We start from the raw sequence: 23,299 nt of genomic DNA, 5'->3' as shown, positions 1-23,299 counted from the left end.
TGCACAACTCGCCTCAAAAATTTTAACTATCCTCCCAATATCCTTTTAATCTCCCAAGCATATAAGTATCTTTACATCTTTCAAAAAATTTAATAAATCCTAAAGCCCATGTCGTTAAATCAATTAAACGCCATTTCTCCCATTGACGGCAGATATAGATCCAAAGTCGATTCCCTTGCAAATTTCTTTTCGGAAGAAGCATTAATTAAGTACAGGGTTATGGTTGAAATTGAATACTTCATAGCGCTCTGTGAATTAGACCTGCCACAACTCCCAAAATTATCTCAGGATAAGGTCAATTCCCTCCGTAATATTTATGAAAACTTTAGTGTGGATGATGCTTTGGCCATTAAGGAAATTGAACGAACCACAAACCATGATGTTAAAGCAGTGGAGTATTTTATTAAGGATAAGTTCGATGCACTGGGGCTCGAAAAAAATAAGGAATTTATCCATTTTGGACTTACCTCTCAGGATATTAACAATACAGCCATACCCTATTCCATCAAAGAAGCTATGAATGAGGTATATGTTCCTCTGTTTATGGAATTTACAGCAGTTCTAAAGACATTAGTCAAAAATTGGGAAGATGTACCTATGCTGGCCCGAACTCATGGACAGCCCGCATCACCAACGCGTTTGGGTAAAGAAATCAATGTTTTTGTGGTGCGCCTCGAGGAACAGTTTAACCTTCTGAATGACATTCCAAGTGCAGCAAAATTTGGTGGAGCCACCGGAAATTATAATGCCCATAAAGTGGCTTACCCAGATATAGATTGGCAAAATTTCGGACAAAAGTTTGTCCAGAATAAGTTGGGATTATCTCATTCCTTCCCTACCACTCAAATTGAGCATTATGATCATATGGCTGCTTTATTTGACACTCTTAAACGTATCAACACCATAGTAATTGACCTGAATCGGGATATGTGGACTTACGTTTCCATGGATTATTTTAAGCAAAAAATAACCGAAGGAGAAGTAGGTTCTTCAGCGATGCCCCATAAAGTAAATCCAATAGACTTTGAAAATTCCGAAGGTAATTTAGGGATTGCCAATGCCATTTTTGAACATTTATCTTCGAAGTTACCTATTTCACGCATGCAGCGCGATCTAACAGACAGCACGGTACTTCGTAACGTGGGAGTTCCGTTTGCGCATACCTTAATTGCCTTTAAGGCTACTATTAAAGGACTAAATAAATTACTGCTGAATAAAGTTAAATTTGAAAAAGATCTGGAGGACAATTGGGCAGTAGTCGCTGAAGCTATACAAACCATCCTCAGGAGAGAAGGGTACCCCAATCCTTATGAGGCACTAAAAGGTCTCACCAGGACCAATGAAAGTATTACAAAAAAATCGATTGCTGAATTTATTGATCAATTGGAAATAAAAGAAGAAATTAAGACCGAATTAAAAAATATTAGCCCCAGTAATTATACCGGTATTTAAAAACGACTTTTATATAACCAGTTCTATGTTATAGTGCATTTAATATAACTTCAATATTAGTTAGTGCTATTCCTTTTTTAATATTTGTAAATGCGGGTAAGGTATTTCTATTCCGGCTTTATCCAGCGCAACTTTACAACCCTCTACTGTTCTAAAATATACATCCCAGTAATCCTCTGGTTTAGCGAAGGGTCTTACGGCAAAATTTATAGAACTGTCAGCCAATTCAGATACATTTACTGAAGGCGCAGGTTCCTTTAGCACCTTTTCATTGGCAGTAAGGACGCTCATTAATACCTCTTTCGTCTTTTTTATATCTGCACCATAATCTATTCCAATTTCAATATCTACTCTTATTTTACCTTCAGCCGTGTAATTAATGATATTACCATTGGCCATAGCACCATTAGGAACAATCGCTAATTTGTTTTGGGGTGTAATAAGTTTTGTGGTGAAAATCTCAATTTCTTTAACGGCACCCAGTACTCCCTGTGCCTCTATTAAATCACCTATTTTATATGGCCTGAAAATCATGATTAAAACACCCCCGGCAAAGTTTGATAAGGATCCCTGCAAAGCGAGCCCGACAGCCAAACCGGCGGCAGCAAGTACAGCAGCAAAGGTGGTTACATTTACCCCTAATTGAGAGATAACTATAATAATCAGAAATATTTTTAAAGCCCAGGAAGCAAGATTTAAAAGAAACCTCTGTAAAGACTCATCATACTTACTTTTAGACATCGCATTTCTGGAAGCCCCGATTATCTTATTTATTACCCAGGAACCAATTACAAAAATGAGTATCGCTCCAATTAGTTTGGGTCCGTAAGTAATAATGAAGTCAATTCCTTTTTCAATCCAAATTTCTGCGTTTTCCATAGTGATCAATTTTTAACGTTATTTAGATCAGGAAGATATAAAATAGCCCAGAGAAATTTAAATCGAATAAACACTTTTAAACATATTTTACATTTTGATAACAAAAAAACCCGCCCGGATTGATTCCGCGCGGGTTTTATTTATTGAAAATATTTAAGTTATCCTTTAAGAAATTGGCCTATTTCACCAAGTCCTTCGCCTGTATAATCAGATTTTTGTATTGCATTCATAAGTTGAATAATATAAGCGGGGTTCATATCCTTACCCAGGACCCGAATGAGAGCAAAACCTTTGTCATCGCTGCTTCCGTAAATAATTACCTCATCTATTGCATCTTCATCACCCAGATATTTAATAACACCCTTTCCGTACTCAGAATTCAATTTCATGAGTTCAACAAAATTATCATTCTTTAAAATAGCATTTACTTTTGCTTTTTCTACTTCATATTCGGCTCCATTTTCGCTCGTCTTCTTAAAAGCTAATAAATTCAATTTCTTTAAGGATTGTAATGCTTGTTTTTGTGTTTCTGATAAATCCTCATTCTCCAAATTTAGTATGCTTGTTGGAACATCCAACGAAATGAAATTTGGGTTTTCCGAATTATCCACATAATATTCCTGGAGACTCTGATGGGAAGAACAGGCGGAAAGCACCAGGAGGGCAATTCCTGCAATAACTGTTATAAGTTTTTTCATTTTTTAGATTTTTTAGATTTTTATAATTTATCAAAACCATTGGTAATGGTAATTAACCGCCTTCTAAGGCGGTTAATTAACACTTTCCTGATCTACTATTCTGATTTGTCCTTTTTCTCTGCTTTGTTTAATTCTTCCGGTAAATTCATCTTTTTTGTAAGTGAACCAATTTTGGTAAGATCAATATCCCCGGTCAATGTAAGAAGAACAGTTTCAATCTTTCTGTCATTTATTTCCATATCTGTATTATCGATACCGGTGACAAACATTAATAGTTCGCTTACATGATCTTCGTCTTTGCCGTTTTTCACATAGAACTTAACATTGGTTTCTTTGTCCTTTACCCTCATCAATTCTTCCAAAGAAGAAGATTTAAGATACTTATTAACAGTTGCCTGCATATCTGCAGAAACTGCTTTGTCTTCAGTAATGAATACTTTAAGACCACTTAGGCTTTTTGCAATATTCATAAAATCCTGAGCTTCCGGATCATCCACATCTACATCCATCTTAACCAAAAGGTTAAACATGTTTTTATTAACCACTACAGAACTTACCGCATCTGAATCCTCAAATTTATCAAAAATAGACTGTGAGAAACCACTAAGCGGTAAAACTGCCATTGCTGCTATTAGAATATACTTTTTCATCTTTTAAATTTTAATTGTTGTTGTAAATTTTTTGTTTTGTTTGTTCAAATTCATTTAAATAGGCTACTTTTTCGGTACCACGTTCCAAATTCTGTGCCAACAGGTTTAATGCCTTCTTTGTTTCATTATAGGCATACTCTGCTTCCTTTTGTTCCCGGTAATCATTACCGAAATATATTCCAAAGGCTATAACTGCTACTGCTGCAATAGAAATCCATTTGTGGTAAGATACCTTAGGTTTTAATGGAACCTGCTTAGTAAACCGTTCGTCTTTGGCTTTGGAAAAGTAAGTAAACATTGGTGTGTATTGTTCCAGATGCGGTTCAACCGAATCCTGTGAAAAATAGTCCCTCAATTGTTTCTCCTCCGCCACCGTGGTAGTAGCCTCGAAGTACTTTTCCAATAATTTTTCAATTCTATCCAATTCCATAACTATGTTTTTGCATTAACTTGTCTCTAACTGTTTTTCTTGCTCTGGAAAGTGCTACTCTTACTGCTGTAGGTTGCATTTCCAGTAAATCTGCAATTTCTTTAAAATCGTATTCCTCAACGTCTCGCAATTGCAATACCAATTTTTGTTGTTCGGGTAATTCCTCCATAATTTTTTCTACCCAACTTACGCTGTCTCTTGCCTCCAGTTGTTTTTGCAATGAAGTGTTCCCATCTTCGTAATTGCTATGAACCAGTTTCAGGTTACTAGATTGTTTCGACTTTAACCTGTCCAGGCAAAAGTTCTTGGTCATTGTCATTGCAAAAGCTTCAACATTTTTGTAATTCGCAATATTACTATTCTTGGACCACAATTTCATCAGTACCTCCTGAGTGGCATCTTCCGCCTCTTCTGCAGAAATGAGCAATCTTTTTGATAATCTGTATAACTTATCCTTAAAAGGCATAACCACATTTAAAAATTCTGATTGTGTCATTGTCGGTTGATCTGTTATTGTATGAACCATTCAAGGTGTTTTACATAAGCAAGACGAAGTACATCGAATTTTGTTACAAAAAATTTTATTTTCCTGCAGATGTAAGTAATTTGCACCCTTTAAAGCTACTAATTTATAGAACATATCATTCGTTCACTAGGGAGGCAATAGTGTTAATGATTATTAAAATTGGAATGATATTTGTATGAACTGCGTAAATTGCAAAAAAAAATTAGATGAAAAAGTTTCTTCTTTTATTTTTGGGAATTGTCTCCCTAAGTATTTCCTGCAGTAAAGATGATGACATAGGTGTAAGCGGCCCCGGAGGTGACTCAGTAAGTGTTCAGGATTTTATGTGGAAGGCCATGAATATCTGGTATTTCTGGCAAGCGGATGTAGCTGACCTGGCGGATGATAGATTTACTACCAATGAGGAGTATAGTGCATTTTTAGTCTCAGAAGCGGATCCTGCCGATTTTTTCGATAATAAACTTCGGTATACTGAAGATCGCTTTAGTTTTTATAGTGACAATTATAAAACTCTAACAGACAATTTATCGGGAATTTCGCGCAGTAATGGTTTGGAGTTTGGATTATTTTTATATGGTGATAATGATACGGATATCTTTGGATATGTGCGCTATATTGTTGCTAATTCCGATGCTTCTACAAAAGACATCTCCCGGGGAGAATTATTTACAGGTGTAGATGGCCAAAGTTTAAACGAAAGTAATTACAGAGATCTTTTATTTGGCGAAAATGCGACCTACACATTAAATATGGCGGATATCTCAGATGGAATAATAACTCCCAACGATAAAAGTGTAGAATTAACCAAACAGGACGGATTGGTGGAAAACCCGGTGTTTATTGTAAAGTCTTTTGATATAAATGGCCAAAAAATAGGCTATCTGATGTATAATGGCTTTACAAACGAGTTTGATGAAGTGTTGAATGACGCCTTCGGACAATTAAAGACTGATGGGGTTACAGATTTGGTGCTTGACTTGCGCTATAATCCGGGGGGTTCTGTAAATTCTTCCCGATTACTATCAAGCATGGTTTTTAGTACCAATACCAATAATGTATATATCAGACAACGCTGGAATGACAAATTACAGGAGGTTTTTTCTGACGAGGATTTAACTGACTATTTTGCAGACAGAACAGGGGCAGGTACCGAAATAAACACCTTAAATTTAAACAAGGTTTATGTATTAACAACCGGGAGTTCGGCCTCAGCTAGTGAATTGGTAATTAATGCCTTAAATCCTTATATCGAAGTTATCAAAATAGGTACTACCACCCGTGGTAAAAATGAATTTTCTCTTACTATGGTAGATGATCCCAACCGGGATGGGGCTCCATTTATTTATACTCCATCCAGAGAAAGTAAGATTAACCCCGATAATAGCTGGGCCATTCAACCATTAGTAGGAAGAAATGAAAATTCTGTGGGCTTCTTCGATTATACCGAAGGATTTGCCCCGGATATTGAACTAAAGGAGGATTTAGAAAACCTGGGAGTCCTGGGGGATGCTAGTGAACCATTACTGGCCAGAGCAATTGAATCAATTACAGGGATTTCTGGGAAAAGAGATTTTACAGTAAAGACGCCTGTTGAGCTTTTTACAAGTTCTAAAATGTTTTTACCAATGAAGGACAATATGGTACTGGATAAGCCACTTCATCTAAATCTTGATTTGAAATAATCAAAGCTTAAAGTTTTAAACTCAACCCCAATCTGAGGTTCCGCCCTCTTGTTGTAAATCCTATTACCTCGGTAAAATTGGTATTAAACACATTTTCTGCGTTTAAAAAGAATTTTAGTTTGTTTGCCAATACTTCCCGTGAAATATAAAACCCAAAGGTTGAAAAAGGATCGAGAACCTCATCATCAAATGTATTAAAATCCGTATCCAGTCTTTTCCCTATGTAAGAATACGAAAGTGATGTATAGGTCCTGGCTGAAAAGCTATAGCTCAAAGCTGCATTAAAACTATGCTTAGGGATTCTTATGGCACTATCTCCTTTTCTCTCGGTAAAAGTGTAGTTTGCAGTCAAATTCATTTTTTTAAGAGGTACCCAAGCTAATTCGGCCTCAAAACCCTGTACTTTAATAGTATTTGAAGCATTAAAATATTGAGATAGCGTATTATCAAAAAATACAAAATTGTCTTCTTTTCTATTAAAATACAAAGCACTTAACCTTAATGAATTATTTGCTTTATATTCCAGACCTCCTTCAGCAGTCTTGTTAGTTTCCGGCTCCAACAATGGATTCGCCCCAAACATGCCAAATAACTGGCTCAGCGAAGGTGTGATATAAGAGGTGGCATAGGAACCCATAAATTTTAAATAGCCCTCATCTATTCCAAATGAATAAGATGGATTAATATTATATACCAGGTGTGAACCATATTCCGAATGAAGATTAAGTCGCAGCCCGGCATTTATATTAATCCCAAAAGGTGAAACATAAACCAAATTTGCATAAGGATCTATCAGTGAAAATTCCTGAGTTCCTTCAGCTTCAGCTCTATCAAGATTATAGTTAACCCCTAAAATCGTATAAATGCGATGGTCAAAGGTATATCTGTTAAACAGGTCAACTACATAATTATTCCCTTCAAACATAGAAGGAAATGCACTCCTGTTATCTGACTTATAGTTTGTAAATGAACCGTTTAAATTTAAATCGCCCTTATCATAAGACCATTTGGAAGATAAACCCAAACGTTTTTGCTCTGTAAGAAAGTTGTAGGGAGCATCAATTAGGCCAAAAGATTCATCATAAGCGCTGTTCAAATTAGTTTGATTGGCGTAAATAGTAAGATTTATTTTATCATTAAATGCATACCCCAGTTTTAGATCAATATTATATCTTGAAAAAGGGTCTTCCTCATTAGCTTCGGTAATAATTGATGATAAACCATTTGTATATACATTGGAAAAGCCCAGAGAATAAGTAAAACTCTCAAGAGTACCTGCAATCGAGGCGGTGTTGCTAAAATCTGCAATGTTATAATTCTGGTCGAATGAAGTTTGGTTCGTCCCAATACTGGATTGAAAATCACCGCTTATTTTTTTATCCGAGACCTTTTTGCTTGTTATATTGATCACGGCAGTAGCCGCACTCATTCCATACAGCGTACTAGCAGCTCCTTTAATGATTTCAATTGATTCTATATTCGAGGCGGCAAGCAATCTAAGATCATACTCCTGAGAGAAAGATGAAGGGTCAGAAACTCTTATCCCGTCAATCAGGATCAAAACCTGCCTGCCCCTGCCACCTCTTGCAAAAACACCCAATACCTCGCCTTGCCTGCCCCTGCTCCCGTTTATTTCAATGCCACTTTTGGAATTAATTATCTCTGCTACAGTTTTTCCCTGGTTGTTTTCCAGTTCTTTAAGGCCAATCTTAATAACCGTTTTACCAGAGTTTTCCCTTTTTATAGGAAATTTGGAATCACTGACCACCACCTCATCTAATGTCTGTAACTCCATTGTATCCCTTTGGTTCTGGGCAGAAACCGTTGTTAACAATAGGCAAAGAATGCAAAAAAGAGAACCCCTTTTTATCATTAAAGTCAAATAATTTTTCGGGGAAATTGTACAGATGTTCCTATACGTAAACTTTTATCCCGAAAGTTTAACATTGTTTGTTGAATTGGGCAGGTCTCCTGACTTGCGTCTTGCCACCAACCTTCCCGTGGATGTTCAACATAAATGAACACAAACAGTGGTATTGAAGTGGTAACAAGCATTCCTTATGAAGGAACTAAGCTTACAGTTGCGGGAACAGTTCCGGATTTTAACCGGATTCCCTTTTAATTTCATTTCTATATAAAGAAGTGAAAACCAAATTTCGAAGCTAAAGTAGCATTATTTCTCTAGTCAGAGTTACTTTTCCTTCCCAGTTTTATGATCAGCCAGAGAATTCCTATAATAAAGTGAAGTATTACAATTCCTCCTATGATATATACTATGATATTAGAATCTCTTCCCATATGAGAATTTTTAACAAATTTAGAAAGTAAACAATTTTAGAAATGTGACTTTTGTTACCTTGCGGAAGTGTTTATGAATTCATTCGCAATTAAATATATAGCATTACTTAGTCTGATTCTGGCCCATGTCTCATGTAAAGAGAAAAGTGAGATCTCTTTGCCCGAAACTTTAAATAGGAATTTGGTTGCCATCAATTACGCTAAAGGATTCTCCATCGAGAAATGTGCTTCGGGAATTACCATAATCAAGGTGTTTTCTCCCTGGCCAGGTGCAGAGGATGGTTTTACCTACGCTTTAGTGCCCAAAAAACTTAAAATAGTACCGTATCCAAACAAAAAAGATTTTGATGCAATTATAAATGTTCCAGTGGAACGAATTATTGCCACCTCTACAACGCATATACCAGCTTTGGAGAATCTGGGAGTTATTGACAAGCTCGTAGGTTTTCCTGATACGAGGTATATTTCTTCAGAAATTACCAGGGAAATTATAGATAAGGGAAAAATAACAGATTTGGGGAATAACGAGTCAATTAATACTGAAATGGCCATCAACCTTAATCCTGATCTAATAATAGGTTTCAGTATAAATAATCAGAATAAGGCCTATGAAACTCTTGAGCGTTCAAATATTCCGCTTGTTTACAATGGGGATTGGACAGAAGAAACACCTTTGGGCAAGGCTGAGTGGATTAAATTCTTTGCACCTTTCTTTAGTTTGGAGGAAAAGGCTGAAGACATATTTAAAACTACCGAATCAAATTATTTGGCCGCCAAGGATTTAGCAATGAAGGCAGCCAACAAACCGACAGTACTTAGCGGTGCCCTTTATAAAGATGTATGGTATCTCCCAGGTGGGAAAAGTTGGGCTGCCAGCTTTATTAATGACGCCAATGCAGATTATTTATGGAGCGACACAGATGTGACGGGAAGTCTTTCATTAAGTGTAGAAAGCGTGCTTGCAAAAGCAGGTAATGCCTCATTTTGGGTATCTCCTTCTCAATTTATAGCCTACAATGAATTGGATGAGGCAAGCAGGCATTATAGCCAGTTTAAAGCTTATAAAGAAAAAAAGATCTACACTTTTGCAAATACAAAGGGAGCGACCGGAGGTTTGTTGTTTTATGAAATGGGCCCTGCCAGGCCCGATTTGATTTTAAAAGACCTTATATACATTTTTCATCCCGAATTACTTCCCGGACACCAACTTTTCTTTTTTAAACCCTTACAGTAGTGCAAAGATCAAATACATACCTGTTTCCTTTTCTAATCTTATTTTTGGTTTTACTTTTTTGCTTTGTACTTAACCTGAGTCTTGGATCTGTAGCCATTCCGTTTAATGAGACTTTGAAGAGTCTTTTTGGAGGAACAGTTGAAAACGAATCCTGGCAATACATAATATGGAATTACAGGATACCAAAGGCCTTTACCGCTATTTTGGTGGGTAGCGGCCTGTCCTTAAGTGGTTTGTTAATGCAGACTCTTTTTAGAAACCCATTAGCGGGCCCTTTTGTACTGGGAATAAGCTCAGGTGCAAGTTTGGGGGCGGCACTTTTAATCATGGGGTCTGCGCTATTTTCTCATTGGTTTATTTTTGAAGTAATCAATGACGTTTCCCTGGCGATTGCTTCAAGTATAGGAAGTTTTTTAGTTCTTTTAGCTGTAATTACAGTAGCTTCAAGAGTAAAGGATACCATGGCGCTGCTTATTATTGGATTAATGTTCGGCAGTATCACAGCTGCCCTTGTAAGTGTCCTTTCTTATTTCACTGATGCCGAAAGACTGCAGCAATATATCTTTTGGGCATTTGGAAGTGTAGGAAATTTATCGGGGTTACAACTGGCTGTCTTAACTGTATTTATACTTGCAGGTATTATATTGAGTGTAATTTCCATCAAATCACTCAACGCCTTATTGCTGGGAGAAAATTATGCCCTTAGTCTTGGTGTACACTTAAAGAAAACTCGTTTCATAATTATTATTGCGACAGGTTTACTCGCAGGTGCTGTAACAGCTTTTGCAGGTCCTATTGCTTTTATTGGGCTTGCGGTACCTCACTTAACCCGTCAAATTTTTAATACCACAGATCATAAAATATTGGTGCCTGCAGTACTTGTTTACGGTGCCATACTTCTGTTACTTTGTGATTTGATTGCTCAATTACCCTCATCCTCCTATGTATTGCCATTAAACGCTATTACTTCGGTTGTAGGTGCACCTGTCGTCATATGGCTATTGGTACGAAAAAAGAAAATGATATTTTAATCACTTATAAAAACCCTCAATCATTTCGACAAAGAATAAACATATCATCTTAGAAGCTGAGAATTTCATCTTAGAAGCCCAGAAGTTGGCCATTGGATATACTTCAGGTAAAAAACAAACAGATGTAGCTAACCATATTAGTTTTGGACTGACAAAAGGTGAGCTCGGGGCAATTGTTGGCATAAACGGCATTGGCAAGTCAACACTATTGCGAACTTTGGGACGATTACAGCCCAAATTATCCGGTTCAGTAATCATAAACAATAAACCCATAGAATCTTTAAGGTCAGATGAGCTCGCATCCCTTGTGAGTATAGTACTTACGGAACCAATTGCATCAAAAAATCTGACGGTATCTCAACTTATTAGTTTAGGAAGACACCCTTATACCAACTGGATTGGGACTTTATCTGCTGAAGATCAATCAAAAATCCTAAACGCTATTGAAATTTTAGAATTGGAGAGTTTGAAGAATAGTAAATGTTATGAACTTAGCGATGGGCAATTGCAAAAGGTCATGATAGCCAGGGCATTGGCCCAGGATACCGAAATTATACTTTTAGATGAGCCTACCACACATCTGGATCTCTATCATAAAGTGCACATATTAAAACTATTACAAAGAATTGCTCATGACACTAATAAGGTGGTTCTTTATACCACCCACGAAATAGACCTGGCTATCCAGCTTTGTGATAAAATAGTTATTATGAATAAGACGAATAATACTTTTGGGGCTCCCTGTGAACTTATCGAAAGCAAAAGCTTTGAGGATTTATTCCCCAAAGACACCATTACTTTTAACCCGGAATCAGGTTCATTTAAGATTAATAAGTAAGTTATGTTACAACTGAAAATTTAATGTTAAACAATTATCTTTACTTAACAGAATCAAAAATCTATGGAAACCTATTTGGTTTATACTATACTTGCCTTGGTTTTTTTGGTGGCCGGTTATTTTTTAGGTAACTACATCCAAAATCTTAAAACTAAATCGAGTAACAGCACCCTTTTAGAACGTGAGCAACAGCTAAGGAATAACCTTACAGAAATGGAGAAAAGGTTAGCATTAGGTATTGAAGAGACTAATGAATTACGATCGCAAAAGGAACAATTAGGGTTTCAGATCAGCCGATATGAAGCCGAAATGGAAAACCTGCAACAAAAAAATACAGAGCAGAAGGCAGATGTAGAAAAACTTCAGGAAAAGTTTACCAAAGAATTTGAAAATTTGGCTAATAGAATACTAGACGTAAAGTCTGAGAAATTCACCAAGCAGAATAAAGAAAATATTGAAAATATTCTTAATCCCTTAAAGGAAAAAATTAAAACGTTTGAAGACAAAGTTGAGAAGAGTCAAAAAGAAAATATTAGTATCCACTCTTCCCTCAAAGAGCAATTATTAAATCTGCAAAGCCAAAATCTAAAAATTACACAGGAAGCAGAAAACCTTACTAAGGCTTTAAAGGGCGACAGCAAAATGCAAGGGAATTGGGGGGAATTAGTGCTGGAAAGAGTTCTCGAAAAATCAGGCCTTGAAAAAGACAGGGAATATTCAGTTCAGCAAAGTTTCACCAGGGAAGATGGCAGCAGGGTATTACCCGACGTAATAATTAATCTTCCTGATGGCAAAAAAATGGTTGTGGATTCCAAGGTATCACTTACGGCCTATGAACGTTATATAAATGCCGAAGAGGAATTTCAGGAAAAGTATTTAAAGGAACATATAGGTTCTATAAAGAGCCATGTGGACCAGTTGTCTTCAAAAAAATACGAAGATCTTTATGAAATGGAAAGCCCGGACTTTGTTCTGATGTTTATTCCTATTGAACCTGCTTTCGCAATTGCAATAAACAATGATAACTCCATTTACAATAAAGCTTTTGAGCAAAATATAGTTATTGTTACACCTTCCACTTTATTGGCAACACTTCGCACAATTGATAGCATGTGGAACAATGAGAAGCAGCAAAGAAATGCCATTGAAATAGCAAGGCAGGCGGGAGCTTTATATGATAAATTTGAAGGGTTTATTTCAGATCTAACCAAAGTGGGCAAAAAAATGGATGAGGCAAAGTTTGAGTATAAGGGTGCCATGAATAAATTGGTAGAAGGTCGAGGGAACATCATAACAAGTATTGAAAAATTAAAAAAAATGGGGGCTAAAGCGAAAAAATCTCTACCGGAAAAATATCTTGAGCGAGCCCAGCAAGATGATTTTGATGAAAAACTAAATTAGTATACATGAAAAAAGCTTTATTCATTGCAGTTACCGTTATAATTTTGGCTTTTGCCTCTTTCTTTGCTTTTGTCTATTATGTGCCCTACAGTGAAGGTGTCCGATCTGGAGAGCTCATAAAAATTAGTCATAAAGGTGTAGTTATGAAAACATGGGAAGGCGAGTTAAGCCAGGGTATTTCAGGTGCCCAAATATTTAAATTTTCCGTGTCCAATAAAAAGAAAGATGTAATAGATAAGCTGAAAGAATATCAGGGCGCCTATGTTAAACTCAATTATGAGGAACGTTATACTACATTTGCCTGGTGGGGTGATACAAAATATTTCATTACCGAGGTGAAACTTGAAAAATCACCGCATTTTAAAAACTAAATTCTTTACCAAGGTTTGTTCTTGACTTTAGTCCAATTTAAAAATCAACTTGGTTAAAGAAATTTTGCAGCATCTGCATCCAAAAACCAGTTTAGACCACCTGACCCGGGCTCAACAAGAGAAGCAGGATAAGTATTATAGTTTCCTTTCCTGTCAATTATCTCAAATACCTTTTGGGCCTTATTTTCACCTGTTACCAAAAACGCCACCTCTTTGGCATTATTTATAATATTACCGGTAAGAGTCACTCGTTTCTGCCCCGTTTCAGGGTGTTCTGCAACCTCACAGTACGCTTTAGAATTCCATAAGTTGATCTGGTTTGGAAATATAGAAGCAGTATGTCCATCATCTCCAAGTCCAAGGATAACGAGATCAAATTGTGGCTGCATATTGAATTTTGGCAGGTTTTTTCCCAATAGATCAGAATATCTTGTTGCTTCTTCTACTGGTTCATTCTCACCCTTAATACGTTCTATGTTACCTAAAGGAAGTTCTATTTTAGAAAATAAATACTCATTAGCCATTTTATAGTTGCTTTCCTCATCATCGGGCGGAACGCAGCGTTCGTCACCCCAATAGAATTGAACTTTAGACCAATCTATCTTATTTTTAAAATGTTCTGCCAACTCCTTAAAAACCTCCTTTGGAGTGCTCCCACCGGACAAGGCAATATGTGAAATAGTATTTTTAGCGATAAGATTACTAAAGTATTCTGAAAATAATCTCGCTGTTTGCTTTTTTGATTCTGCTATATTGACTTCCATCCTTTGGTTTTAACATATTACGCAGAAACCAGGATCATCTGCAAGGTTTTCCCCAGGATTCCGCCAGCTATAAAGACCATCAAAAAGTTCGTCGGCATTTTGAGGACCCCAGACTCCCGAGGAATAGCCATAGGTTTTAACATCTTTCCCGTTCTTCCAGTATTCTAAAATTGGATCCACAAACTCCCAGGCTGCCTCCACTTCATCTGCACGTGCATATAAGGTTGGATCTCCTTGCATTGCATCCAACAAGAGTCGTTCATAAGCACTCATTACATTGGTTTCTGTTAGGCCGGAATAGTAAAATTCAAGATTAGCTCGTTCAACCTTAAAACCTTGCCCCGGTACCTTAACTCCAAATTTTATTAAAATACCTTCATCCGGTTGTATTCGTATAATCAACTTATTGTCTTTATCTATAATTCCTGATTCACTAAATATATGATGATGAGGGGATTTAAAGTGTATCACTACTTCAGTAACTTTTGTAGGCATTCTTTTTGCCGTTCTCACGTAAAAAGGCACATCTTTCCACCGCCAGTTATCGATGTAAAATTTTAATGCCGCATAGGTTTCTGTCGTAGATTCAGGATCTACTCCTTTTTCTTCTCTATAGCCAGGCACCCTTTCGCCCATAATATCCGATGCTAAATATTGCCCCTTAATAGTATTTTTAAAGAGTGTTTCCTCATCTCTCATAATCCTCAGAGACTTCAGGGCTTTAACTTTCTCATTCCTTATTTCTTCCGCTTTATCATCAATAGGTGGTTCCATCACGACCAATGAGATAATTTGCAAAAGATGATTCTGGAACATATCCCGTAATGCACCTGATTTATCATAATAACCACCTCTTTTTTCTACTCCCACCGTTTCCGCATTGGTTATCTCAACATGATGAATATAATTTCGGTTCCATAAAGGCTCAAATATGCTGTTTGCAAATCTGGTTATTAAAAGGTTTTGTACTGTTTCTTTACCCAGGTAGTGATCTATCCTGTAAATCTGTGGTTCCCTAAAATATTTTTGTAGTCCTGTATTTAGATTCTTAGCGGTTTCGTAGCTATAACCAAATGGTTTTTCTACGATAATCCTTTTCCAGCCCTGCGTCTCATCTGCTAATCCCTGTTCTGCGAGATTCATGGCAATGGTCTCATAAATATTTGGAGGAGTCGACAAATAGAACATATAATTGTTTTCCGTACCATGCTTTTCATTAAGTGAGGAGATGCGTTCTTTTAGTCTGCTGTAGTCAGAATTGTAATCCTTTCCAATATCTGTATAAAAGATTTTATTAGCAAAGGCCTTTATATAGGCTTCGTCATGATTAGTAAGCATTTCCTTTAAATATTTGCTTTTGGTAACAACCTTCTCTCTAAATTCCTGATCACTTAAAACACTTCTGCTGGTACCCAAAACGACAAAGTTTTCGGCAAGATGGTTTCCCTTATAAAGATCAAACAACGCCGGAATAAGCTTTCTTGAAGTAAGATCACCTGAAGCACCAAAAATTATTAGCATTTGATTTTCCACTTTGCTCATAGACAGTTTAGTTAATTAATTAGTCATTCTACTTTGGAAGAAAATGCAGACAGACACTAAATTCGATATTTTAAATTATTTTTGAATCTCGCCTCTGGCTAAGATATAATTTATTTAATTCTCCATTAGAAGAAATTTACGGTATCCATCCTAAGTCGAATAAACATTTAAAACCACACTTATGCAAAATACTACATATGATTTTGGACTGGTCGGCCTTGGGGTTATGGGTCGCAATTTTATTTTAAATGTCGCAGACCACGATTATACAGCTTTTGGTTATGACCTTGATCCCGAAAAGGTGAGTGCATTGATAAAAGAAGGAGGAGATAAAGCGAGGGTAAATGCATCTGGTGACATTAGTTCTTTTGTTACTTCCCTATCGCTACCCCGCAAAATTATGTTACTGGTGCCTGCAGGAAAGATTGTAGATGCTGTGATTGAAAGTTTGCTTCCCTATTTGTCACCAGATGATATTATAATTGACGGAGGAAATTCTTTTTTTACGGATACAGATAGAAGAGAAGCATATTTGCAATCTAAAGGAATTCATTTTTTTGGTGCAGGTGTTTCCGGTGGAGCAGAAGGGGCAAGAAAGGGCCCTAGCATTATGCCTGGTGGCTCCAGAGCTGCATACAAGGAAGTACAGCCTATTTTTGAAGCAGTGGCAGCCAAATTTAATAATGAACCTTGTGTAGCCTATATGGGTCCTAAATCTGCGGGGAATTATGTGAAAATGGTGCACAATGGAATAGAATATGGATTAATGCAATTAACCTCAGAATTTTATGATCTGTTGCAAAAGGGAGGACAGTTAAACAACAATGAACTACATAAAGTCTACACTGAATGGAATAAAGGAGACTTGCAGTCTTTTTTGGTGGAGATAAGTGCAAAAATATTTGAGAAAAAAGATAATTTGGGTCAAGGTCAGTTAGTAGATAAAATTTTAGATAAAGCCAAGCAAAAAGGGACGGGTAAATGGACTTCTCAAAATGCAATGGATATTGGAATTCCGATTCCTACAATAGATATTGCAGTTAGCATGCGAGAGATTTCAGCATTAAAACAAGAAAGAGTATTAGCGTCAAAAAAGTATGAACGGAGGACAATCGACCTGGAAAAAAAGCAAATACTTATTGAAAAAGCGGAAAAAGCTATGTTTTTTGCATTTATAATTACGTATGCACAAGGAATGCATCAATTAAGAGAAGCTTCCAGAGAATATGGTTATGAGCTTAGACTGGCAAGTATAGCCAAAATTTGGAGGGCCGGATGTATTATCAGGGCATCGTTACTCGAAGATATTGCGAAAGCGTTTGAGGAAGACAAGGATTTAGCAAATCTTCTTTTGGCACCTTCATTTGTATTAAAAATACAGGATTCTGTAGGAGCAGCAAGAGAACTGGTGGCTTATGCAGCAGAGAATGGTATTCCTATGCCAGGGCTTTTTAACTCACTTAGTTATTTTGATGCTTATACCTCTGAGCGACTGCCTTTAAATCTTGTACAGGCTCAGCGAGATTATTTCGGATCACACACCTACGAACGAACCGACAGAGAGGGTATTTTCCATACCGATTGGAGCTAAATTTATGAAACCCATAACGTATTCAAAAAATACAGCAGGTAGTTGATAAAAAGAAAAAATCATTCTATAACTTGTGAAAAAGATAATACAACTAACCAGCATATCCTGTAGCTTTGCAATTGAAAAAATAAAAATAATACTAGCGCAAACAAGCCATGAAAATTTAGTCCATGTTGAGCTCCAAAATTAATCGTATAACACTGAAAGCCTGCAGTTTTTACATATTCCTCCTAATGGTTTGGGGCGGAATAGCTCAAACCAAGCCCGTGTACATTCAGGAAATTACGGGCATGCATAAGGTAAAATCCGGGGAAATTTGGTTATCACATGAGCACATTTTGGTGGATTTTATTGGGGCAGATAGTATTAGTTCCAGTTCCTGGAATAAGGTAGATGTAATTAATCAGGTGCTACCGTTTCTTCTAGAACTTCAGAAATTCAATGTGAAATATTTTGTTGATGCCACCCCGCAATACCTGGGCAGGGATGTGTACCTATTAAAAGAACTTGCAGACAAGACTGGCATAAAAATTATTACGAACACCGGGCTTTATGGGGCTCAGAATAACAAATTTATCCCGGACAATGCCTGGAAAAATACTGCTGAAGAATTAGCCCGGCAATGGCTGAAGGAATTTGAAGAAGGAATTGATGGCACCACCATAAAACCTGGCTTTATAAAAATAAGCGTAGATAATGCGGATTCCCTGAGTCCCATGCATGCAAAGTTAGTTAAAGCCGCAGCCTTATGTCACTTAAAAAGTGGTTTGACCATAGCCTCACATACAGGAAAGGCAATTGCGCTATGGCCACAATTGGAGATTCTTTCTGGACAAGGGGTGTCGCCAAAAGCATTTATTTGGGTACATGCACAAGCTGAAGAACAAGAATTAAACTATCAAAAAGCAGCTAAAACAGGGTGTTGGATAAGCCTTGATGGTTTAGGTTGGGAGATGGACAAACATATTGAAAAACTGCTATATGCGAAAAGAAATGGTTTTTTAGATCAAATTCTGATATCACACGATGCCGGATGGTATGATCCCCAGAAAAAATCGCAAAAAATTCAACCGTATACGCCCATCTTCAAAACGCTGCTCCCATTACTAAGGTCCAAAGGGTTTACGGAAGATGAAATTAATCTTCTAATTTCAGTCAACCCTTCTAAGGCGTATGCCATTCATAAAAGGGGCATGGGCACAAAGCAAGAAAATCCATAAATATCAAATTCATTCTGATTTGAGTATACAGTTCTTTCCTCTTATTTGCTCAAATACATCTTGCGCTTAGAATACAATTCGTAGAACTCATCATCTTTCAAATTATCTATGAACAGGATACTTTCGCCTGTACTTTTCATTTCAGGCCCAAGGTTTTTATTTACATTCGGAAATTTGTTAAATGAAAAAACAGGTTGTTTTATTGCAAAACCCTCCAGCTTGGGATTAAAGGTAAAATCACTAACCTTATTTTCCCCCAGCATCACCTTTGTCGCATAATTCACATAGGGTTCTCCATAAGCCTTGGCTATAAAGGGAACTGTTCTGGATGCTCTTGGATTGGCCTCAATGATATAAACCATGTCATCTTTTATAGCGAACTGAATATTTATTAAACCAACTGTATTCAAAGCCAGAGCAATTTTTTTGGTGTGATCCTTAATTTGCTGCATTACAAATTCACCCAGATTAAACGGTGGTAGGGTAGCATTAGAATCCCCGGAATGTATCCCGCATGGTTCAATATGCTCCATAATACCAATTATATAGACATCCTTTCCATCACATATGGCATCGGCCTCGGCTTCTATGGCTCCATCCAGATAATGATCCAGTAAAAGCTTATTGTTCGGTATTTTTCTTAGAAGATCTACTACGTGTTCTTCCAATTCTTCCTTATTGATTACAATTTTCATTCCCTGACCACCCAGAACATAGGAAGGTCTTACCAATAGCGGAAAATCAAGTACATCTGCTAATTCCAGGGCTTCTTCAGCACTTTCCGCAACACCAAATTCAGGATAAGGAATATCATTTGCCTGTAATAATTTAGAAAAGCTCCCTCTGTCTTCGGCAAGGTCTAAAGACTCAAAACTGGTCCCTATTATTTTTATCCCGTATTTATCTAATTTTTCGGCTAATTTAAGAGCGGTTTGTCCTCCTAATTGAACAATTACACCCTCGGGTTTTTCATGTCTAATAATGTCATAGATATGTTCCCAAAACACCGGTTCAAAATATAATTTATCTGCAGTATCAAAGTCTGTAGATACGGTTTCCGGGTTACAATTAATCATTATTGTTTCATAACCACATTCAGCGGCTGCAAGTACACCATGCACACAGCAATAATCAAATTCAATCCCCTGCCCTATTCTATTGGGTCCTGAACCAAGAACAACAATTTTTTTTCGATCTGTTACGATGCTGTCATTCGCCACGAACCTCTTCCCTTCAGTTGTTTCAATTTCCTCTTCAAAAGTGGAGTAATAATAAGGGGTCATAGCCTTAAATTCAGCCGCACAGGTATCTACCAATTTGTAGACACGGTTAATATTTAGTGCTATTCTTTTCTTATGCACTTCACTCTCATAGCAGTCGAGCATATGTGCTATTTGTCTATCTGCAAAACCTTTCTGCTTACCTTCGAGCAGCAATTCCTTGGGCAGGCTTGCAATGGTATATTTAGATATTTCCTTTTCCAGCAGATGCAATTCTTCATATTGTTTTAAGAACCACATATCAATTTTTGTGATTTCGTGTATTCTGCTTAGAGGAATCCCCAATTGTATGGCATCATAAATTACAAAAACCCTGTCCCAGCTGGGAATTGTAAGTTTACTTATAATCTGATCATAATTTTTATATCCTTTCCCATCTGCTCCCAGGCCATTTCGCTTAATCTCTAGAGACTGCGTAGCTTTGTGCAGGGCTTCCTGAAAAGAACGTCCTATTCCCATAACTTCTCCAACCGATTTCATCTGAAGACCCAGCGTTCTGTCTGACCCTTCAAACTTATCAAAATTCCAACGTGGTATTTTAACGATTACATAATCAAGCGTTGGCTCAAATAATGCCGAGGTAGATTTGGTTATCTGATTTTCCAGTTCATCTAAAGAGTAGCCGATAGCTAATTTTGCCGCAATCTTGGCAATAGGATATCCTGTAGCTTTTGAAGCCAGGGCAGAGGATCTGGATACCCTTGGGTTGATTTCAATGGCTATAATATCTTCTTTTTCATCAGGGCTAACGGCAAACTGGACGTTACATCCTCCGGAAAAATCTCCAATACTTCTCATCATGTGTATTGCCATATCGCGCATCCTTTGAAAAGTGCTGTCAGATAAGGTCATGGCGGGTGCCACTGTAATAGAGTCTCCTGTATGGATACCCATTGGGTCCATATTTTCAATGGTACAAATTATGACTACATTATCATTATTATCGCGGAGTAATTCAAGTTCATACTCTTTCCATCCCATGAGCGCCTTGTCTATCATCACCTCATGAATAGGTGATATTTCAAGCCCGCGACTTAAAAGTTCATCAAAATCCTCCGGTTTATATACAATTGAAGCCCCGGCACCGCCAAGGGTATATGACGCCCTAATTACCAGGGGAAAACCAAATTCCTGGGCAATCTCTTTTCCCTCAAGAAAAGACGTAGCAGTAGATTGGGGTGCCATTCCAACACCTATTTTAAGCATTAACTCGCGGAATTTCTCACGATCTTCCGTTATATTTATGGCATCTATATCAACACCAATAATTTCAATTCCAAAGTCATCCCAAATACCTCTTTCTCCAGCCTCAATGCACAAATTCAGGGCAGTTTGTCCACCCATAGTTGGCAAGACCGCATCAATATTTGGATGTTGTTTTAATATATGAACAATTGACTTGGTGGTAAGCGGGAGAAGATAAATATGATCTGCCATAGAAGGATCTGTCATAATAGTAGCAGGATTACTGTTTATCAAGACAGTTTCAATACCGTCCTCTTTTAATGAACGCAGAGCCTGTGAACCAGCATAATCAAATTCACATGCCTGTCCTATTATTATTGGTCCGGATCCTATTATTAGTATTGATTTTAAATCTTTACGTTTTGGCATTTCTTTATTTTTTAGCTTTTTTATTATTTATTAGATAAAAAAAAAGGTGCTACTTTTAAAAAGTAACACCCAATTATTTTAAAAAATTCAATCATTATTTTTTATGTCTCGGCTCTGAAGATACACTAAGTTTTTTTCTTCCTTTAGCTCTTCTTCGCGAAAGAACTTTACGTCCGCTTACTGACGCCATGCGCTCCCTAAAACCATGTTTATTTCTTCTCTTACGCTTGGATGGTTGATATGTTCTTTTCATTACCGCTTTTTTTACTTTGGAATCCCAAAATCTGCGCGCAAATATACGAAGAGTTTTTGCTTTGGCAAATGGAATTAAAAAAATATTTCGGATAGTTTTAGTACTTTTGCGGGAACTTAAAAATTCTTGCATTAAAAGTTGAAAAAATTATCATATTTACTGATTTATCTGCTCATTAATACCGCAGTATTTGGGCAAGCCACGATGCAGTATAACCTATCCCTGGGTGATGTTTTTACAATTAAGCAGGATGCAAATCAGATAATTACTCAGGAAATAGACGGAGCTACCCATGAAATCACCAACACTCTTCATGGGATATTGGAATTTAGAGTTAAGGGTGATGATAACAATACCTATGATATAGACGTCATGTTTAAAGACCTGAACTTAAAAATGACATCGAGTATTCAAGGAGAATTGATGAACGTAAAGGCTAAAGATTTTGAAGAAAATGATGCGCAATCTAAAATCTTTAATAGTCTATTAGATGTTCCTATACAAATCATTTTAGCCAGAACAGGTGATATTTTAGAAGTAAATGGTGGTGATAGCCTGGTATCAATAATGGCTAAGGTATCTGGTTTAGAAGATGATTTTTCGTTGAACATGATGAAAAAATCTCTGGAAAAAGAATTTGGTTCAGAAGCACTATCTAATAGTTATAAACAATTAACTTTCCTATACCCTGTCTCACCAATTGAGATAGGTGATAGCTGGAAAAATGAATATGCAGGTAAACTACATGCACAAAACACCTGGACCCTGAATGCGATTTCCGAGGCTGGTGTAAATATAGAGGGGAAGGCCCTGGTGTTAATGGATGTTGTTGAGCCTTCTTCAACAATGAAACTGAATGGTACCCAGAACTCATCTGTAATAGCCGATATCACGACTGGTTTTGTCAAAAAAATGACGGTCCATGCTTTAGCTGAAGGATATACAACTATGACTCAGATGGGTGATCAGGAAATCCCAACAATTATAGAATCTACAATTATTTACGAATTAATAGAAAACTAAATATGTTCAACAAGAATATTAAACTGGTAATTGCTGCGCTTATTATTGCATATGCTGTATACCAATTCATAGAGGGCAATATTGGAAACGGTATTTTTCTGATTTTGCTTTCTTCAATTTTTGTATTTCTTTATTTCAGGAATGAATTTATTCTTCTGGCCTTCCTTAGGATGCGTAAGCAGGATATGCCTGGAACAGAAAAATGGTTACAAAAAATAAAGAATCCTGAATCGTCTCTTACTACAAAACAGCAAGGTTATTACAATTACCTGTTCGGTATTATCTTTTCACAAAAGAATCTTACCCAAGCTGAAAAATATTTTAGGAAAGCTCTAAAATTGGGCTTAAACATGGACTATGACGTTGCCATGGCCAAACTTAGCCTGGCTGGAATAGCTATGCAGAAAAGGAGAAAAAGAGAGGCCACAACACTCCTTCAGGAAGCCAAAAAACTTGATAAGAACAACATGCTTACTGATCAGATAAAAATGATGCAGCAGCAAATGAAGAAGATCTAAAGGC

The 23,299-nt window shown here is 36.9% G+C and carries 21 protein-coding genes and 1 riboswitch; of the genes, 11 read left to right on the top strand and 10 right to left on the bottom strand.

The genetic code is table 11. The features are described 5' to 3' along the window. The first annotated feature begins 108 nt into the window (after positions 1–108). Complete coding sequence (gene purB / locus Q0874_RS08080; protein WP_299161616.1) at positions 109–1,452, top strand: adenylosuccinate lyase; 1,344 nt, start codon at positions 109–111, stop codon at positions 1,450–1,452. Between the two features lie 66 nt (positions 1,453–1,518). Here the strand turns inward: purB and Q0874_RS08075 are convergent, their stop codons facing one another. The 5 genes from Q0874_RS08075 to Q0874_RS08055 all read right to left on the bottom strand — a co-directional run bounded on the left by Q0874_RS08075 (position 1,519) and on the right by Q0874_RS08055 (position 4,605). Further along, the gene (locus Q0874_RS08075) at positions 1,519–2,331 is read right to left on the bottom strand and encodes a mechanosensitive ion channel domain-containing protein (protein ID WP_299161613.1); all 813 of its coding nucleotides are present in this window, start codon (positions 2,329–2,331) and stop codon (positions 1,519–1,521) included. Positions 2,332–2,489: 158 nt separating this feature from the next. After that, on the bottom strand, positions 2,490–3,029 hold the full coding sequence (locus Q0874_RS08070) for a DUF4252 domain-containing protein (RefSeq protein ID WP_299161611.1): 540 nt from the start codon (positions 3,027–3,029) through the stop codon (positions 2,490–2,492). Between the two features lie 95 nt (positions 3,030–3,124). Next, positions 3,125–3,679: a DUF4252 domain-containing protein gene (locus Q0874_RS08065; protein WP_299161609.1), complete on the bottom strand. Its 555-nt coding sequence runs from the start codon at positions 3,677–3,679 to the stop codon at positions 3,125–3,127. 10 nt (positions 3,680–3,689) lie between these two features. Beyond that, positions 3,690–4,109, bottom strand: a complete 420-nt coding sequence (locus tag Q0874_RS08060; RefSeq protein WP_299161606.1) for a hypothetical protein — start codon at positions 4,107–4,109, stop codon at positions 3,690–3,692. Further along, positions 4,096–4,605 carry a sigma-70 family RNA polymerase sigma factor gene (locus Q0874_RS08055; protein WP_299161723.1) on the bottom strand — a complete coding sequence of 170 codons (510 nt, stop codon included), beginning with the start codon at positions 4,603–4,605 and terminating at the stop codon, positions 4,096–4,098. Before Q0874_RS08055 ends, Q0874_RS08060 begins: the two co-directional genes overlap by 14 nt. 236 nt (positions 4,606–4,841) lie before the next feature. Between Q0874_RS08055 and Q0874_RS08050 the strand changes: the two genes are divergently transcribed. Then, the gene (locus Q0874_RS08050) at positions 4,842–6,317 is read left to right on the top strand and encodes a S41 family peptidase (RefSeq protein ID WP_299161604.1); all 1,476 of its coding nucleotides are present in this window, start codon (positions 4,842–4,844) and stop codon (positions 6,315–6,317) included. Between the two features lie 7 nt (positions 6,318–6,324). Here Q0874_RS08050 and Q0874_RS08045 read toward each other — a convergent pair whose 3' ends face one another. Next, complete coding sequence (locus tag Q0874_RS08045) at positions 6,325–8,112, bottom strand: TonB-dependent receptor plug domain-containing protein (RefSeq protein ID WP_367275417.1); 1,788 nt, start codon at positions 8,110–8,112, stop codon at positions 6,325–6,327. Between the two features lie 148 nt (positions 8,113–8,260). Continuing rightward, positions 8,261–8,486, bottom strand: a riboswitch (cobalamin riboswitch). 202 nt (positions 8,487–8,688) lie between these two features. Here Q0874_RS08045 and Q0874_RS08040 point away from each other — a divergent pair. The 5 genes from Q0874_RS08040 to Q0874_RS08020 all read left to right on the top strand — a co-directional run bounded on the left by Q0874_RS08040 (position 8,689) and on the right by Q0874_RS08020 (position 13,490). Then, complete coding sequence (locus Q0874_RS08040) at positions 8,689–9,849, top strand: ABC transporter substrate-binding protein (RefSeq protein WP_299161598.1); 1,161 nt, start codon at positions 8,689–8,691, stop codon at positions 9,847–9,849. Beyond that, the gene (locus Q0874_RS08035; protein ID WP_299161596.1) at positions 9,849–10,880 is read left to right on the top strand and encodes an iron ABC transporter permease; all 1,032 of its coding nucleotides are present in this window, start codon (positions 9,849–9,851) and stop codon (positions 10,878–10,880) included. Before Q0874_RS08040 ends, Q0874_RS08035 begins: the two co-directional genes overlap by 1 nt. A gap of 85 nt (positions 10,881–10,965) precedes the next feature. Next, on the top strand, positions 10,966–11,718 hold the full coding sequence (locus Q0874_RS08030) for an ABC transporter ATP-binding protein (RefSeq protein ID WP_299161593.1): 753 nt from the start codon (positions 10,966–10,968) through the stop codon (positions 11,716–11,718). A gap of 63 nt (positions 11,719–11,781) precedes the next feature. Beyond that, a complete protein-coding gene (gene rmuC, locus Q0874_RS08025) occupies positions 11,782–13,119 on the top strand; it encodes a DNA recombination protein RmuC (RefSeq protein ID WP_299161590.1) in 1,338 nt (445 codons plus the stop codon). Between the two features lie 5 nt (positions 13,120–13,124). Then, a complete protein-coding gene (locus Q0874_RS08020) occupies positions 13,125–13,490 on the top strand; it encodes a 6-phosphogluconate dehydrogenase (protein WP_299161588.1) in 366 nt (121 codons plus the stop codon). Positions 13,491–13,543: 53 nt separating this feature from the next. Here the strand turns inward: Q0874_RS08020 and pgl are convergent, their stop codons facing one another. After that, the gene (gene pgl, locus Q0874_RS08015) at positions 13,544–14,254 is read right to left on the bottom strand and encodes a 6-phosphogluconolactonase (protein ID WP_299161587.1); all 711 of its coding nucleotides are present in this window, start codon (positions 14,252–14,254) and stop codon (positions 13,544–13,546) included. A 9-nt stretch (positions 14,255–14,263) separates the two neighbouring features. Then, on the bottom strand, positions 14,264–15,796 hold the full coding sequence (gene zwf / locus Q0874_RS08010; protein WP_299161586.1) for a glucose-6-phosphate dehydrogenase: 1,533 nt from the start codon (positions 15,794–15,796) through the stop codon (positions 14,264–14,266). A gap of 181 nt (positions 15,797–15,977) precedes the next feature. On the opposite strand from zwf, the gene gndA reads away from it, so the two are divergent. Both gndA and Q0874_RS08000 read left to right on the top strand, forming a co-directional pair. Next, positions 15,978–17,387: an NADP-dependent phosphogluconate dehydrogenase gene (gene gndA, locus Q0874_RS08005; RefSeq protein ID WP_299161583.1), complete on the top strand. Its 1,410-nt coding sequence runs from the start codon at positions 15,978–15,980 to the stop codon at positions 17,385–17,387. A 170-nt stretch (positions 17,388–17,557) separates the two neighbouring features. Further along, positions 17,558–18,607, top strand: coding sequence for a phosphotriesterase (locus Q0874_RS08000; protein WP_299161580.1), 1,050 nt, complete (start codon positions 17,558–17,560; stop codon positions 18,605–18,607). A gap of 41 nt (positions 18,608–18,648) precedes the next feature. Here Q0874_RS08000 and carB read toward each other — a convergent pair whose 3' ends face one another. Beyond that, positions 18,649–21,501 (bottom strand): carbamoyl-phosphate synthase large subunit, encoded by a 2,853-nt coding sequence (gene carB / locus Q0874_RS07995; protein ID WP_299161578.1) that lies wholly within the window; start codon positions 21,499–21,501, stop codon positions 18,649–18,651. Between the two features lie 94 nt (positions 21,502–21,595). After that, a complete protein-coding gene (gene rpmH, locus Q0874_RS07990) occupies positions 21,596–21,754 on the bottom strand; it encodes a 50S ribosomal protein L34 (RefSeq protein WP_297702715.1) in 159 nt (52 codons plus the stop codon). Between the two features lie 138 nt (positions 21,755–21,892). Between rpmH and Q0874_RS07985 the strand changes: the two genes are divergently transcribed. After that, entirely contained in the window at positions 21,893–22,777 is an 885-nt protein-coding gene (locus Q0874_RS07985; RefSeq protein ID WP_299161576.1) for a DUF6263 family protein, read from the top strand. A 2-nt stretch (positions 22,778–22,779) separates the two neighbouring features. Then, positions 22,780–23,295 carry a DUF2892 domain-containing protein gene (locus Q0874_RS07980; protein WP_299161574.1) on the top strand — a complete coding sequence of 172 codons (516 nt, stop codon included), beginning with the start codon at positions 22,780–22,782 and terminating at the stop codon, positions 23,293–23,295. Positions 23,296–23,299: the final 4 nt, after the last annotated feature.

It is taken from the genome of uncultured Eudoraea sp. (assembly GCF_947490415.1).
Classification (GTDB): Bacteria; Bacteroidota; Bacteroidia; order Flavobacteriales; family Flavobacteriaceae; genus Eudoraea.
The sequence above is the reverse complement of the archived record's forward strand: the minus strand, read 5'-3'. Positions and strand labels throughout refer to the sequence as shown.

Coding starts and splice junctions, on each gene's coding strand:
- purB (WP_299161616.1), top strand. CDS start 109: ATGTCGTTAAATCAATTAAACGCCATTTCTCCCATTGACGGCAGATAT.
- Q0874_RS08075 (WP_299161613.1), bottom strand. CDS start 2,331: ATGGAAAACGCAGAAATTTGGATTGAAAAAGGAATTGACTTCATTATT.
- Q0874_RS08070 (WP_299161611.1), bottom strand. CDS start 3,029: ATGAAAAAACTTATAACAGTTATTGCAGGAATTGCCCTCCTGGTGCTT.
- Q0874_RS08065 (WP_299161609.1), bottom strand. CDS start 3,679: ATGAAAAAGTATATTCTAATAGCAGCAATGGCAGTTTTACCGCTTAGT.
- Q0874_RS08060 (WP_299161606.1), bottom strand. CDS start 4,109: ATGGAATTGGATAGAATTGAAAAATTATTGGAAAAGTACTTCGAGGCT.
- Q0874_RS08055 (WP_299161723.1), bottom strand. CDS start 4,605: ATGACACAATCAGAATTTTTAAATGTGGTTATGCCTTTTAAGGATAAG.
- Q0874_RS08050 (WP_299161604.1), top strand. CDS start 4,842: ATGAAAAAGTTTCTTCTTTTATTTTTGGGAATTGTCTCCCTAAGTATT.
- Q0874_RS08045 (WP_367275417.1), bottom strand. CDS start 8,112: ATGGAGTTACAGACATTAGATGAGGTGGTGGTCAGTGATTCCAAATTT.
- Q0874_RS08040 (WP_299161598.1), top strand. CDS start 8,689: ATGAATTCATTCGCAATTAAATATATAGCATTACTTAGTCTGATTCTG.
- rmuC (WP_299161590.1), top strand. CDS start 11,782: ATGGAAACCTATTTGGTTTATACTATACTTGCCTTGGTTTTTTTGGTG.
- Q0874_RS08020 (WP_299161588.1), top strand. CDS start 13,125: ATGAAAAAAGCTTTATTCATTGCAGTTACCGTTATAATTTTGGCTTTT.
- pgl (WP_299161587.1), bottom strand. CDS start 14,254: ATGGAAGTCAATATAGCAGAATCAAAAAAGCAAACAGCGAGATTATTT.
- zwf (WP_299161586.1), bottom strand. CDS start 15,796: ATGAGCAAAGTGGAAAATCAAATGCTAATAATTTTTGGTGCTTCAGGT.
- gndA (WP_299161583.1), top strand. CDS start 15,978: ATGCAAAATACTACATATGATTTTGGACTGGTCGGCCTTGGGGTTATG.
- Q0874_RS08000 (WP_299161580.1), top strand. CDS start 17,558: ATGTTGAGCTCCAAAATTAATCGTATAACACTGAAAGCCTGCAGTTTT.
- carB (WP_299161578.1), bottom strand. CDS start 21,501: ATGCCAAAACGTAAAGATTTAAAATCAATACTAATAATAGGATCCGGA.
- rpmH (WP_297702715.1), bottom strand. CDS start 21,754: ATGAAAAGAACATATCAACCATCCAAGCGTAAGAGAAGAAATAAACAT.
- Q0874_RS07980 (WP_299161574.1), top strand. CDS start 22,780: ATGTTCAACAAGAATATTAAACTGGTAATTGCTGCGCTTATTATTGCA.